General features: G+C 39.1%; 9 protein-coding genes. 6 read left to right on the top strand and 3 right to left on the bottom strand.

Features of this window, described 5'->3' with window-relative positions:
- The first annotated feature begins 126 nt into the window (after window positions 1-126).
- Genes F9B85_RS05815 through F9B85_RS05795 form a run of 5 tightly spaced genes read left to right on the top strand, consistent with a single transcriptional unit; the run spans window position 127 to window position 5,354 of the window.
- A complete protein-coding gene (locus tag F9B85_RS05815) occupies window positions 127-1,602 on the top strand; it encodes a circularly permuted type 2 ATP-grasp protein (RefSeq protein WP_243138089.1) in 1,476 nt (491 codons plus the stop codon).
- The gene (locus F9B85_RS05810) at window positions 1,575-2,489 is read left to right on the top strand and encodes an alpha-E domain-containing protein (RefSeq protein ID WP_170270228.1); all 915 of its coding nucleotides are present in this window, start codon (window positions 1,575-1,577) and stop codon (window positions 2,487-2,489) included. The genes F9B85_RS05815 and F9B85_RS05810 overlap by 28 nt, the downstream gene beginning before the upstream one ends.
- A complete protein-coding gene (locus F9B85_RS05805) occupies window positions 2,486-3,358 on the top strand; it encodes a transglutaminase family protein (RefSeq protein WP_151619443.1) in 873 nt (290 codons plus the stop codon). The genes F9B85_RS05810 and F9B85_RS05805 overlap by 4 nt, the downstream gene beginning before the upstream one ends.
- Window positions 3,359-3,394: 36 nt before the next feature.
- A complete protein-coding gene (locus F9B85_RS05800; protein ID WP_151619442.1) occupies window positions 3,395-4,378 on the top strand; it encodes a M14 family metallopeptidase in 984 nt (327 codons plus the stop codon).
- Window positions 4,371-5,354, top strand: coding sequence for a M14 family metallopeptidase (locus F9B85_RS05795; RefSeq protein WP_151619441.1), 984 nt, complete (start codon window positions 4,371-4,373; stop codon window positions 5,352-5,354). The genes F9B85_RS05800 and F9B85_RS05795 overlap by 8 nt, the downstream gene beginning before the upstream one ends.
- Window positions 5,355-5,446: 92 nt before the next feature.
- Here F9B85_RS05795 and F9B85_RS05790 read toward each other — a convergent pair whose 3' ends face one another.
- Window positions 5,447-6,637, bottom strand: coding sequence for a D-alanyl-D-alanine carboxypeptidase family protein (locus F9B85_RS05790; RefSeq protein WP_151619440.1), 1,191 nt, complete (start codon window positions 6,635-6,637; stop codon window positions 5,447-5,449).
- Between the two features lie 367 nt (window positions 6,638-7,004).
- Between F9B85_RS05790 and F9B85_RS05785 the strand changes: the two genes are divergently transcribed.
- Window positions 7,005-9,581, top strand: coding sequence for a PAS domain-containing protein (locus tag F9B85_RS05785; protein WP_151619439.1), 2,577 nt, complete (start codon window positions 7,005-7,007; stop codon window positions 9,579-9,581).
- Window positions 9,582-9,671: 90 nt separating this feature from the next.
- On the opposite strand, the gene F9B85_RS05780 is transcribed toward F9B85_RS05785, so the two are convergent.
- Together F9B85_RS05780 and F9B85_RS05775 are read right to left on the bottom strand one after the other, a co-directional pair.
- A complete protein-coding gene (locus F9B85_RS05780; RefSeq protein ID WP_151619438.1) occupies window positions 9,672-12,923 on the bottom strand; it encodes a PAS domain S-box protein in 3,252 nt (1,083 codons plus the stop codon).
- A gap of 32 nt (window positions 12,924-12,955) precedes the next feature.
- On the bottom strand, window positions 12,956-14,974 hold the full coding sequence (locus F9B85_RS05775) for an ATP-binding protein (RefSeq protein ID WP_170270226.1): 2,019 nt from the start codon (window positions 14,972-14,974) through the stop codon (window positions 12,956-12,958).
- Window positions 14,975-15,097: the final 123 nt, after the last annotated feature.

Genomic DNA, 15,097 nt, shown 5'->3' with positions numbered 1-15,097 from the left:
TAAAATATGAGAAATGCGCTATAATAGATTTAGTCAATTGTGGGCAAAGAAGTGCATTTTGAATCCTTCAGAGCTACAAGGTGTAGCTTCTTTTTTTTTGTCAATTTTTCGGAGGTGTATGGTTCTGTGTTTTCCTTAGATCGCGAGAAAAGATTCTTTAATGAAATGTTTGATGAGGCTTATGGTGTCCGTCCCTGCTATGAAAATCTTTATGATTACTTTAGCAACCTTTCACCTATGATGCTGGCTAATCTACAAAGAAAAGCGGAGCATCTTTTTATCAATTTAGGCGTTACTTTTACGGTTTACCATGAGTCAACTAGTATGGAAAGAACCTTACCCTTTGATATTCTACCTCGTGTGATTCCGGAAGAAGAGTGGAATATCTTAGATGAAGGATTACGCCAGCGGGTCCGTGCTCTCAATGCTTTCCTCCGGGATATATATCATGAACAGGAAATTCTTCGCGATCAAGTCATACCAAGAGAATTGGTTGTAAGTCACCCTGATTTTTGTTGGGCCATGGTTGGGTTAAACGTTCCTATGAATGAATACATCCCCCTAGCTGGAATCGATGTAATTCGTGATGATCAGGGTAAGTATTTCGTTTTAGAAGATAACTTACGTGTACCTTCTGGAATTAGCTATGTTTATGAGAATCGTAAAATGATGACGCAGTTATTTCCAGAAATATGCCAACAGCATATTATTGAACCGATTATGCCTTCTTTAAGTTATCTTGCTAGATACTTGCAGTCACTAGCGCCAAGAAGAACTTCTAAGCCCACAGTCGTACTTCTAACACCAGGTCGTTATAATTCCGCTTATTACGATCACGTCTTTTTAGCCCAACAGTTAGGTATTGACCTAGTTGAAGGACAGGACCTGATGACCTTAGATAATCGGGTTTTTATGCGCGGTGTGGAAGGGTTACGTCAAGTAGATGTTATATATCGCCGTCTTGACGATGCTTTTCTTGATCCTCTTGTTTTCCGCCCCGATTCGATGCTTGGTGTACCTGGACTGATCAGCGCTTACCGAGCTGGCAATGTAGCAATAGTTAATGCACCTGGCACTGGTGTAGCTGATGATAAAGCTATTTTTTCCTTTGTGCCAGCTATGATTGAATACTATCTAGGTGAGAAGCCTTTGTTAGATAATGTACCGACCTACCTTTTGAAGAACAGGGAAGAGCAGGACTTTGTTATTAATAACTTAGAAAAAATGGTCGTCAAGAAAACGACCGGTGCTGGTGGTTACGGTATGCTTATAGGTCCGAAAGCATCAGAACAAGAGTTAGAGGCTTTTCGCAAAATCCTTCGGAAATCTCCTCTAGACTATATTGCTCAACCGACAATTCAATTGTCACAACATCCCTCTTTTATAGATGGTCTTTTTGCTAATCGCCATATTGATCTTAGACCTTTTGTTATTGGTGGGAAGAAAGTTATTCCAGGTGGATTGACACGTGTGGCCTTGCGCGAAGGATCTTTGGTTGTTAATTCCTCACAAGGTGGGGGCAGTAAAGATACATGGATTCTACGAAGCCATCGTGGAGAAAGGGAGTGTCAATTATGCTCAACCGTCAAGCCGACAGCTTGATTTGGTTGGCCCGCATGATTGAACGGGCAGAAAATAATGCAAGAATGCTTGAAGTCTATTACGCAGAATCAACGGAGGAAAAAGAAGCTTACTGGGAATCGCTTATTGCTGTTACAGGTGATGTAGCACTCTTTCGCCAGCACTATGACCAAATAGATGCTTTGTCAGCTTTTGACTTTCTTTCTTTTTCTGATAAGAATCCCAACTCAATATATCAATGTTTGCGTCAAGCCAGGGAAAATGCGCTAGTAGTCCGAGAAACTCTTCCTAACGAAATTTATGAAGTAGTTAATGCTTTTTATCTTGTAGTGCGCTCATGTGCGGAAAAGCTTACAGGGAAGGCGCCACTTGAATTTTTACATCTTGTGAAAAAACGTTCCTTTCTCTTTCAAGGCATGATTGAAGCTATCTTGCCACAGGGAAAAGGCTGGTCTTTCTTACAATTAGGCCGTTATCTTGAAAGAGCTGATAAAACGGCGCGCATTATCGACGCCGCTAACGCTCATCCCTATAAAGAAAAAGAAAATTTATGGCTTCGAGTTTTGCTTTCTGTAAGCGCTTATGAAGCTTATCAAAGGGAATGGTGTGGTCGGATGGGGCCACGGGAAGTGATTGATTTCCTCATCCATCAACCTGACTTCCCTCGTTCTTTACGTTTTTCCATTGCTCAAGCTTTAGAGGCTGCTCAGAAAGCTTTTAAGAATGGCTTGCCAATCGCAGAACCCATTAAGTTGCTAGAACAGTTGGATCAATATTTACGCTTTAACACCATAGATGAAATCGAAAGACAAGGTGTACATTTTTTCTTACAGTCTTTTTTAAGAGAAAATAACAAAGTTGGCTTCGCCGTGAATAAAATTCTTTTTCATAGTCGAGATAGTGCGTGACCACTCTCGCGATTTACCACCGTACTCTCTATGGATATTCCAGCAAAGTGATAGAGGGAGTCAGTGAAGTTCGATTATCACCTATGAATTGTCACCATTACGGCTTTGACCAGCGCTTATATTCTTTTCAATTAAAGACTGAACCATTAGGAGCGATCCAGCAACATCAAGATGCATTTGGCAATATTGTTCATACATTGTGGTTTGAAGAACCTCACGATCAGTTGATTATAGAAACAAGGTCTATTGTAGAAAGACAAATGATAAATACAGAATCTAACTTAGCTTCACTTAGCATTAGTAAAACAATTAGCTCTGTAAGCCAAGAACAATGGCCCGAAGATTATAAACAGAACTTTGCTGAATGGCTTATGGAGACACCTAGTTGTCTCTTTTTGCCGGAAGTGCAGGCCCTTGCTCAGCAATTCGACTTACCTGCTCAAGGCTGGCCTGAAGTTGTCAGGATGGCAAGATATCTCTATGAAAACTATAGCTATCAGGAAAAAGTAACGCAGGTATGTTCTTCTGTGCGGGAAATTTTAACGAAGAAAATGGGTGTCTGCCAAGACTTCTCTCATCTTTTGTTGGCCTTATTGCGTTATCGAGCAATACCTGCGCGTTATGTAAGTGGCTACATTCCCTGTGACGGTATCTTACGAGGCGGTGGTGCTTCCCATGCCTGGGTAGAAGTTTGGCTTCCAGGTAGGGACTGGCAGGGCATAGATCCAACAAACAATTGCCTTGTCAATGATCATTACGTAAAAATTGCTCATGGTCGAGATTATCATGATGTTGTTCCCGTAAAAGGGATTTTTAGAGGCAGGGCTAAGCAAAGTATGCAAGTAACTGTTGATGTACAGATTCTTTAATGTAGTAAAGTGGTAGAAAAGGATAGGGTGGTAGCATTGGAACAGAAAATTATCACCATACGCATGCCTGCCTATGACCAATTTAGTATTCGTAAAGAGGTTCTGGGCAATCAGAAAAAAGATGGTAGTAAACGTGCAGCCATTGTAGCTGGAATTCATGGCGATGAATTTGAAGGTTTATATACTTGTTACTTATTAAACGGCTACTTAAAAAACTTGTTGAAGAAAAATCCAGAAGCTCTTCAAGGGCAGGTAGATTTCTACCCTTCAATTAACTCATTAGGACTTGGTAGTCTAAACCGTGCTTGGCCTTTTTTTAATGTAGATCTGAATCGGCAGTTTCCAGGCAATCGTGATGGTCACGTACCATTGCAAGCGGCTTATGCTCTGCTAGAAGATCTCAAAGGAGCCGACTTTGTTGTTGATATTCATGCCAGCAACCGTTTTCTTCTGGAAATGCCGCAGATTAGAATGCAAGACACCTACGCCTCCACGTTACTTCCCTTAGCTCAAAATTCTAATGTTGATATTGTTTGGGTTCATGGTTCTTCTACCATTTTAGAGACTACTTTAGCTACTAATTTGAATGAGATGGCAATACCAACCCTAGTTGTAGAAATGGGTATCGGTCAAAGATTGACAATAGGCTATTCAGAACAATTGCTAAAAGGCCTACTGCGTTTACTACATCGCTTTGGTATATTAGATATACCTGCCGAAGAATTGCCTACTATAAATGAGCCACGTATTATGCAAGACAATGAAGTATGGTATTTTAATGCCAAAGCTTCAGGTCTTTTTGTACCTGAACCAGCTATATTTGGTCGTTATGTCCGTGAAAAAGAAAGAATAGGAAGAATTGTTGATCCGCTCAGTGGAAAAGATCTGCAAGTGATCGAAGCACCTGTAGAAGGATTAGTCTTTACACTTCGACAGCATCCTGTTGTTTATGAAGGTTCTTTGCTGGCTCGCTTGACTTACCCAACAAAGACAACAACAGGAGGTGAAGAAGATGCTTGAGCCAATAGTAGAACTTAACATACCTTTTCGTGAGCCTATGGTTATCTACAAAAATGAGTTTCGCGGCCACGGTGAAGGACCTCTAATCTCGCTAGTATCAGGAATTCATGGTGACGAGCTCAATGGCATTTATCTCCTCACTTGCTTGTCTGCTTTTTTAGAAGAAGTGGTGCAAGGGAAAGAGCCTAATTATAAGTTGCGCGGAACTGTACGTATAATTCCTGTAGTCAATGTACCAGGTGTTAATTTTGCTGGTCGTAACTGGCCTTTTGATAACACCGATATTAACAGGATGTTTCCAGGTTATGATCAAGGAGAAACAACACAGCGCATTGCCGATGGGATCTTTCAAGCTACAAAAGATTCGGACTATGCTATCGATATACACAGCTCCAATGAGCAATTTTATGAAATTCCTCATGTGCGCACTTTTTATCCTGATGATCATGAGTTGAAGCTAGCCCCTTATCTGGGCTGTCCATATTTACTTCATCGAGAGTTAACACCGATTTACAAAACACAGCTTTCTTACCACTGGAAAGAGACTGCTGTCTCTCCTTATATACTTATGTTAGGTGTAGCACGGCAGATTGAAGAACCAATTGTCCAGCAGGTCTGTCAAGGCTTAATTGACTTTATGGTTGCTACGAAAATATTAGAAGGACCACCCTTAGAAACCCCTAAGCCCATACCTCTTTTTGGAGCTACCAATACCAACCTGGTTCTCTCTCAAGCGGCAGGTATTTTCCGTCCCTGCGCTATTGTGGGAACAGAACAGCGTCAAGGAGATTTGTTAGGACATATCTATAACGTCTTAACAGGTGCTTTAGAGGAAGAAGTCAGGGCGCCAGCTTCAGGATTGTTAGCAGGTTTACGTACCTACCCCATGGTCTATGAAAAAGAACTCTTGGCTCGTATATTTTCTTCTGATGAGAATCCTGGTAACAGGACAGATATTTGGTATCCTGAACAGTAGAGTTTATAAAATAAAAGAGACCAGCACTAGTTGAGCGTAAATCAAGTGCTGGTCTCTTTTTATTTCTTTAGCTTTTTAGTAGATTGACCATTTCACAGACCATAGAATGTAGGCACAAGATGAGGAAAAAATGGAGGTAAGAAGGGATTCTTTAACTCTTCTTTAGATAGAACTGGTATATTGTCAACTATTTTAGCGCCTTCGTAACTAATCGATAAGTAACCAAGCTGTTGATTTTCTAGGATAGGCAAAGATGAGGGGAATTGCCATTCAATATGAGGTTTATAGTTATGCTCTTCTCCCTTTTTTGCAACGAAAAAAACTGTTTTATCAATTTTTACAGGCAAAGGTGAGGGACTACCTTGTTCATAGAAAAGATCTTCTTCTGTAAAGATATCCCAGAGGTTAGCTATATAATAATTTTGAAAGCCATAGTCTAGAAGCCTCTGTGTTGCTCTTTCCCGCTCTTGCACAGATTTAGTACCCATGACTACAGCGATAAGACGCAGACCTTGTCGTTCTGCTGTACCTACAAAGCAATAGCCGGCGGCGCTGGTAAAGCCTGTTTTCAACCCGTCTAGTCCCGCATAAGCTTCTAAAAGACGATTAGTATTATTCAGTCTACGTGCGCCATCGCGAAAGGGAGCTGTCTTCATACTTGTTACAGTAAGAATCTGAGGATATTCGTGAAGCAATTGCCTACTCAGCAAAGCTGTATCGTAAGCAGACATATAATGTTGATGGGACAATCCAGCTTCTCGGATAGGAAGGCCAGAGGCATTAAGAAAAGAACTGTTTTCCATCCCCAGTGCTTGTGCGTTTATAGTCATTTGCTTAGCAAAAGCATCTTCTGAGCCAGCTAATGCTTCTGCCAAAGCTACAGAAGCGTCGTTAGCAGAAGGTAAGAGCATAGCATAATAAAGATCGCGCAAGGGAAGGACCTCACCTACAGACAAGTTAGCTGTTGCACCATAAGATCTCTTAACTGCTGTCGTTATAGGGATCGGTTTTTGCCAACTGTAAGAATTTTGCTCCATTATCTTATAAAGGGTGTAAACTGACATTAGCTTTGTTAAGGAAGCAGGTGGAACTCGGTCGTGTTCTCTCGAACTATAGAGTACTTGTCCTGTTGAGTATTCCATCAAGAGAAAAACATCCGTTGCCATAGTAGGTTTTGAAGAGCCTTGGGCTGGCGATAAAAAAGATGTTAAGCAGATACTTAGCAATAAAAGTTGGGAGAGTAGAAAAGTAAAAGCTTTTCGGGTTAAAACAGATGGATCCATATGATCACCTCAATAGAAATTGTAAAAATATGGTAACCAATAGACTGTTCGCTTTCGAAGTAACAGATCCCTTCTCTTCAAATCAATAAAATACCAAAAAAAGATATTTGAGGAAGGCTCTCTTGTAGCAACATTGTTACTAAAAGAGAGCCTTCCTCAAATTAGAGAGAAATAGGTACTATGTAAAAAAAATTTTTAGCTAAAAGTTAAAAATGTCGACTTCTAACTCTAGAAAATAGTATGGTTGTTTGCAAGAAAGAATTTAGCGATATGGAAAAACCTTGGAAGGTTCTAAGCCATAGCTGTCGAACAATTTAATAGAGATAGTCTTATAAAAAGTAACACCTCAGAAGTAAGGTGATAGGAAATGAAAACGCATGAAAAGAGCAAAGCGTTGTTGAATGTAGAACAAATCTTATCAGTCAGTCTTGATTTGTTATGCGTAACAGATAGAGATGGTCGCATTATTCATGTGAATCAAGCTTGGGAACGTGATTTAGGCTATCCAGCACAAGAAGTTATTCAACGGCATTTTCTTGACTTTGTTCATCCTGATGATATTGGAGACTCATTGAAGTTATTTAGTCAGCTTGTTATTCAGGACCATTTATTAACTTTTGATAATCGCTATCGTTGTAATGATGGTACTTATCGAACTATGGAGTGGCGATTTCGTCCTCACCAAAAATTAATCTATATCTCAGCACGAGATGTTACAGAAAGAATTGCCGAAAGAAAAACTCTCGAAAAGATTGTTACCTTAACAGAAGATTTCTTGCAACTATCACCAGAACAGACTGATTATCAAAAGATTACCGATGATCTTTTACAAATCTCAGGTGCAAAATACGCTTGTTTTAACCTTTATAATGATTCCGGTAATGAATTTACTACTATGGCTTTTTCGGGGTTGCACAACCATATATCTAAGCTTACTTCTTTACTTGGTTTTGAAGTTGTAGGCAAAAAATGGGTTCACAATGCTTTTCGAAAAAGAAAAATGGGCTCTAACATGACGACTCGCTTTTCTTCTCTACAAGAGCTTATGGGGAATGTCATACCGAGCTCTGTTGCCTTAATGTTAGAGAAGATTTTTCAATTTGGAGAGTTAGTTGTAGTAAAAATTGAAAAAGACGACGTCATGATTGGGGACTTCACCTTATTCATGCCTGTTGGTGTAACTTTTAAGAATCAAAGTTATGTGGAGATTTATACAGGGCAACTAGGGCTAGTTTTAACAAGACAAAAGCAAGAAAAAGCACGTCAAGAGAGTGAGAGTAAGTATAGAAATCTTGTTACGAATATTCCAGGCATTGTTTTTCAATGTAAATTAGATAAACATTATGAGATGCTTTTCTTAAGTGAAGGTATTGAACGACTTACAGGTTATCACTTTTCTGACTTTATACATAAAGGAAAAATCTTCGATAACATTATCTGTCCAGAAGATCGTGAAATGGTTTATAAGATTATACAAGAAGCTGTGGCTCGGAACAGATCATATGAAGTGACCTATCGCTTAATTTGCAAAAATGGTGACATAATCTGGGTTTCTGAATCAGGTCAGCCTTTTTTTGATTCTAATAGGACTTTATTATGGATAGATGGCGTCATTATTGATATAACAGAGCAAAAAAAAGCAGAAGAAGAGCGAGAGTTAGCTAACAAGCAACTACAAGTGGCCATCGAAAAGGCCAATCAATTAACGGTGGAAGCACAAAAAGCTAATATTGCTAAGAGCAATTTTCTGGCTAATATGTCCCATGAAATTCGCACACCTATGAATGGAATATGTGGGTTTTTAGATCTTTTAGAAGGCTCAGCGTTAAATGAGGAACAAAAGTCTTATATCGATCAGATAAAAGTCTCTGCTGATATCTTAGTGACACTAGTCAACGATATCTTAGACCTTTCCAAGATTGAAGCCGATAAGCTAGAACTAGAAGAAGTAACTTTTGATGTATCTAAGATAGCGAAATCAGCCTTAGTGCCATCAACCTTAAAAGCAAAAGAAAAAAATCTTAACGTCCATATGCTTATCGATTTAGATGTTCCAGAAGTTATCAAAGGTGATCCTACCAGATTACAACAAGTTCTCTCTAATCTCGTCAACAACGCAGTAAAATTTACAGATCAGGGAGAAGTTTTGGTAGAAGTAAAGAGGCTTAGGAACCAAGATGCTACGGAAGAGCTATTGTTTTCTGTTCGTGATAGTGGCATCGGTATCTCCAAAGAAGCCATGAAAAATCTATTTCAGCCTTTTAGCCAGGCTGATGCTTCGACAACTAGAAAATACGGCGGTACGGGCCTAGGATTATCTATTTGCAAAAAACTAGTTAACCGCATGGGGGGCAGGATCTGGGTAGAAAGCGAAGAAGGTAAAGGTTCTACTTTCTTTTTTACTATTGCTCACAAGGAAGGCGAGGATGGAACTCAGGAGGAATCTTCTTCAATAGCCTCATCAAAAGAAGAGAAGCAAATAGAAGCACCGCAAAAAGAGGAGAACTCTCAGCAAGAGGAGCAAAAATCTCAACATGAAGTAGCTACTCCCACTGTGGGCAAGCCAAAAATTCTACTAGTTGAAGATAATCCTGTCAATCGATTGCTTTTTACGAAGATTTTACAGAAGAAAGGTTATAGTTGTGATATTGCTGAAAATGGCTTGCAAGCTACAGTAGCTTGTGAAGCACAAGCTTACGATATTGTTTTTATGGATTGTCAGATGCCAGTGATGGATGGTTATGAAGCAACTCGTGTGATTAGAGCAAGAGAGAGAGTAATAGAGGTAGATAATAAGCATACCTTAATTATTGCCTTAACAGCCCATGCGATGAAAGGCGATGCCGAGAAATGTCTTGCCGCGGGGATGGATGAATATTTAAGTAAGCCAATTGTCGCCGAACAGGTGATTGCGTTGATTGAAAGACACAGAAAAAGCAATTAATTATAAGGAAAGAAGAGCACCCTCTCTGTGCTCAGAGAAGGTGCTCTTCTTTTAATCGTCTTTAGCTATTAACTTTATTAAAAGTTCTCTTCAAAAGTTCTCTTCAATCGTTACCATCCACTTTTCTAGTTCTTGACGAACTTCTACATATTCTGCTTCGAGAATCTGAAGCTTCTCAACCATGCCTTCTATAATACCAGCACGACCCATTTTCTCGAGCTCTGCAAAGTAACTTGCTAAAAGGAAAGCACCAACATCTGCACTGCTTGATTTAAGTAGATGTGATCTTCGAACTACAGCTTGAAGATTTTCAAGTTCTAATGCTTCTTTTAATTCCTTTAACTTCTGATCAGCCATATCTAAATAGATCTTTATTAATTTAACTACAAGATCAGGTTCATCAGGTTTTTGATACTTGCGATACTTCTCTAAGGCTGAGCGATCCATTCGTATTGTTGAAAGAGCAGACTCTTTGGAAATTACCATATCTTTATTTGCTTGGTCAGGTATAGCAAGTTGCGGTATCCATTGTTGTAGAGTACAGTATAATAGTTCAGAACGAAGAGGTTTACTCATGTAGTCATCCATACCTACTTCTAAACAGCGCTGTTTATCGCCCTGTAAAGCGTAGGCTGTCATGGCTATAATCGGGATTTTCTTTCGTCCTTCGCTTTCTTCTATCTTACGAATTAACTTTGTAGTTTCAAATCCATCAAGCTCGGGCATTTCGCAATCCATAAGGATTAAAGAAAAATCTTCTTTTTTCAAAAGTTTTAGTGCTTCCACACCGTTACTAACGATCGTAATATTTAACAATCCTAGTTCTTCTAGTTGTAATAATAATACTTCCTGATTAACCTTGTTGTCTTCTACGACAAGAATAGATTTGCTATAGTCAATTTGTTTTAGACTTAAGTTATCTTGTTGGCAAAGATCATCAATATAATAAGCATCAATATCTGTAGATTCAGCTTTTATTAAGGGTATCTCAAACCAGAAGAGAGAACCTTGCCCTTTTTCGCTTTCTACGCCTATTCGACCATTCATCTTCTGCACAAGGTTTTTGCAGATGGTTAATCCCAAGCCAGTTCCACCAAACTTACGGCTTGTTGCACGCTCACCTTGTGAAAAAGGTTTGAAGATGTCTTGTTGTACATTATCTGCGATCCCGATCCCTGTATCTTGAACTTCAAACAGAAAATGAACAGCCGATTTGGTTGATTTAAGAGGCTTTACTTTCAAGACCACTTCGCCCTGAAGAGTAAACTTTACAGCATTGCTTATGAGATTTAAGAGTATTTGACGTAGTCGTAAAGGATCTCCAAAAAAATAATTTTCATGGTTCAAGTTATTTATGAGATATAAAGATAATCCTTTTTTCTGTGCTTTGGGGCGTACTAAGGCGATCATCTCTTCTAGTAATTCATGCAAATTGAAAACTTCGTGACATAAGGTTATTTTACCAGCTTCGATTTTGGACAAGTCTAGAATATCATTGAGCACACTTAACAGCAGTTCACTAGAGATGTGAGCAATTCTAACTTGCTGTTTTTGTTGTTCATTGAGCTCGGTTTTTAAGAGCATTTCAATCATATTTGTAATAGCGTTGAGAGGTGTTCTAATTTCGTGGCTCATCATAGCTAGGAAGTCACTTTTGGCGCGATTACCAGCTTCAGCACTTTCCTTTGCGCTTTGTAGGGCTAGCTCAGCCTGTTTTTGCTCGGTAATGTCTTGGGCAGTACAAATCACATATTCAACTTTTGCCTGATTGTCTAGCTTAGGAATTCTATTAATGAGAAGTAAACGTTTATTACCTATCTTATTCGTTATCCATTCTTCTGACTGAAGGCTCTTTTTTTCTTCAAAAACGTGACGATTACTATTTATAGAAACATCCACTTCTTCTGAAGTCATTAATTCATAGAGGCTACGGTTCACAAGCTCTTCCTTTTCTCGGCCTAAGAAAGAAGCATGTGCCTTATTAGCTAAGCCATATCGATCTTGCTCTGTTAAATACCAGATTTGTGTCTCAATATTATCTAAGAGCATATGGTGCTCTTCTGATTTCTTATGATGTTTTAGAGCACCGCCAATACCTGCCGATAAGGTGCGTAGTGCTGACACTTCAGGCGGAGTCCAGTCACGTCTTTTTTTACAGTCATCAAAGCCAAGAAAACCCCAGTAAAATCCGTCAATTAAGATAGGAACTACAATAAGAGAAACGATGTTTTGTGATTCTAAGATAGCTCTTTCGCTAAGGGGAAAATCAGAGATAGCTCCAGCTATGATATCGCCTACCGATAAAGCTTCGTGCCACCTTTCAAAACCTTCCCTAACATAGGCAAAAGATTGTAAATCTTCGTTATCTAGCTGACTATGGGTTGGATCGCAACTCCACTCAAAAACTTGGCTGACCAGTTCTTCTTCTGTTTTGGGTTGCCGATCGTTCTTGAAAATGTAGACTCGATCTACGCCTGTTGCTTTACCTAAAATGGCCAAGGCGTCATTAATAGCTTCTATGTTGACACCCGATTCTAGTAGACAGCGAGAAGCTTCGGCAACAGCTTGAAATAATTGCTCTTGATTATATAGTTCTTCTTGAGCTTTCTTTTCCTCTGTTATATCGCGATGTAAGCCATCAACACGGACAGCATGTTCTTTCTTTCCAAAAAAGGGAACAATTCTTGTCTGAATCCATCGTAAAGAGCCGTCACTATGAATGATACGATATTCTTTCTGCCAGACTTTATCTTTCTCTAGTTCTTGATCAAAGTTTTGAACAAGCCACTGATCTTCTGGATGAACTAACTCGAACCATACTAAGGGGTTTTCATAAAATTGTTCTGCAGAATAGCCAAAAAGCTTTTGACAGACCGGGGATATCTGCAACATTTCAAAGTTCACTAGGTTTAATGACCAGTAGACGTGGGAGAGACCGGAAAAAATATTTTTGAGTTGCTCTCTAGTGCAGACTAGCTCTTTTTCTATAACTTTACGATTGCTTATGTCTATGGAAGTACCTACATAGCCCAAAAAAAGTCCTTCACTATTGTAGCGAGGCATGGCTGTATCTAGAAACCAATGGTACTGATTATCAGAACCTTTAAGGCGATATTCTCGCTTGAAAGGTTGTCGCTCTCGAAAGGATGTAACATAAGTTGATAAACAGTCCTGCAAATCTTCGGGATGGACACCTTGTAACCAACCAATACCTTTTTCTTGGTCTAAAGTGCGCCCTCTAAATGTTAGCCATGCATGATTGAAAAAGTTATAATAACCGTCATGATCAGTTTGCCAGAGAAGGACAGGTAATTCATCTAAGGTAGCATGCTTTTGGCACAATATATTTACACCACCTTATGGACAGATCATTACTAATTTGTTGGTGCCAACGATTCAAGTATCTGGTATGAAGCTTTTTGAAAAGGAAGTGTTATAGAGACGATTGTTCCTTCTCCTTCTTTGCTTTTTATGTCCAAATCACCGTCCATGAAGTCAACTAGTTTTTTGCTGATAGCTAAGCCAAGTCCCAACCCACCAAAGCTCCTTGTGCTTGAGCTATCTCCAGGTGTAAAGGGAAGAAAAAGTCTTTCTTTTACTTCCGGTGAAAAACCAATACCACTATCAATAACGGAAAAACATATCCAGATATCTTGGGCTGTCTCCTTTTGCATTGTTGCTTCTACAGAGACTGTTCCTTTATGGGTAAACTTAATAGCATTTTCGAGCAAACAATCTAATATTTGTTGCAGATGTCGATGGGCACCTTGAAGCATATAGTCGCCTGTTACGTATAGGTGGTGTGAAAATATTAAGTTTTTTTCCTCTGCTAAGGGACGAAACTTTTCTGTAATAGATATAATTAACTCTTGCAGAGAAAAGATTGTATCTTCTTTGCTTACTTCGTTCTTGGAAATGTCACTAAAAGTAAGCATCGCTTCAATTAATTTGAGTTGTTTATGAGCTGAATCCATTAAAGTGTTGGCTAAATATTGTTGTTCTTCGTCTAAGGCTGTATCTAACAGTAGCTCACCCATACCAAGAACCCCATTCATAGGTGTTCTCAATTCATGACTAATAACGGAGAGAAAATCGCTTTTGAGCAGATCGGCTTTCTCAGCCTTAGCTTTAGCATGTTGCAATGCTTTTTCCGTTTCTTTACGGATAGAGATATCTTCTTTTATGGCAATAAAAGAACAAACTTGGTCATGGCCATTAATAATTGGTGTTATAGTCATTTCTTCTGTATAGTAATGGCCACTTTTATGACGATTTACGACTTCGCCTTTCCATATCTTTCCAGAAGATATGGAATCCCACATTTGCTCGTAAAAATTCTCCTCATGTGAATGAGAGCGAAACATATCGGATTTCTTACCGGTAACTTCTTGTAAACTGTAGCCTGTCAGTTTTGTGAAAGCATGGTTACACCAATAAATCTCACCTTTACTGTCTGTTATTAATACTGCATTAGCTGAAGCTTGCACAGCAGTTGTTAACATACGAATTTCTCTTTGCCGTAAAGCGGCACTCAGGGCTAAGGATAATTGTCTGACAAAATGCTTAAAATCGTTCAAGCGGCTCAACTGTAGAAAGTCTAGATATTTGGCATAGAGAGCCATTAAGCCCAATATCTGCTCTTCCCGTTTTAAGGGAATGAGAATGCAATGACGAATGCCTTTAGTCTGTTCTGTGAAAAGTTCATTCATATGAAAGCTTGGCGCAGTATAATAACACTTCCCAGCAACTTGATGCCATTCAGGCTGATTCAATGGCTGGCAGTGTTCTTTGATTTCATTCCAAGTTATATCCTTGGTATCAAGACATTCTAAGGCAGAGCCAGCAGAAGCATCGATAGAAAAGTCTCCATTAAGTTTGGCACTACCGATCCAAGCTAAAGGTAAACCATAAATATCTACAGTTTCTTGACAGGCATAATTAAGAACTTCTTCTATAGCTAGGCCTTCTAAAATATCATGAGCTATTTTACTGAAGAGACGGTCACTTTTTTGAACTTGCTTCAATTGTTCTTTCTCTTTAAGCCGCTTAGAGAGACGAGAAATACTGCGAAGGACAGATTCTTCATTAAATGGCTTCAGTAAAAAGTCTAAAGGTCTTATCTCATAAGCACGAATAGCATTATCTGGGTAGCTGGTCATAACGATAAATTCAATATCTTTTCTTTTCAGATAAGCATGTGCCGTTTCAATTCCATCTTCTTGTTCTAATTCAACATCTAGATATATAGCATCAGGCTTTATCTTTTCAATGTACTCTAGTTGCTTTTCTAAACAGTCAAGTTTTCCGACGACTTCAACAGCAGGCAGAGTACTTAAGAGTAAAGCCAATCGTTCTCGAGCACCGGGATCGTCGTCTATAATTACAACTTTCACAATCCCTTCCTCCTCCAATCTCCAATCTAAATCAATAAGAAATAAAAAACTATCCATCTATCTCTTTAAGAACATTTTACTAAACTTTGAAGCATTCGCATAGTTAAAAGAAAGCCTCCTGTG

Origin of the sequence: Heliorestis acidaminivorans (assembly GCF_008933955.1) — a bacterium.
Lineage (GTDB): Bacteria > Bacillota > Desulfitobacteriia > Heliobacteriales > Heliobacteriaceae > Heliorestis > Heliorestis acidaminivorans.
Note: the sequence above shows the minus strand (reverse complement) of the source record. Positions and strands in the feature narration are given on the sequence as shown.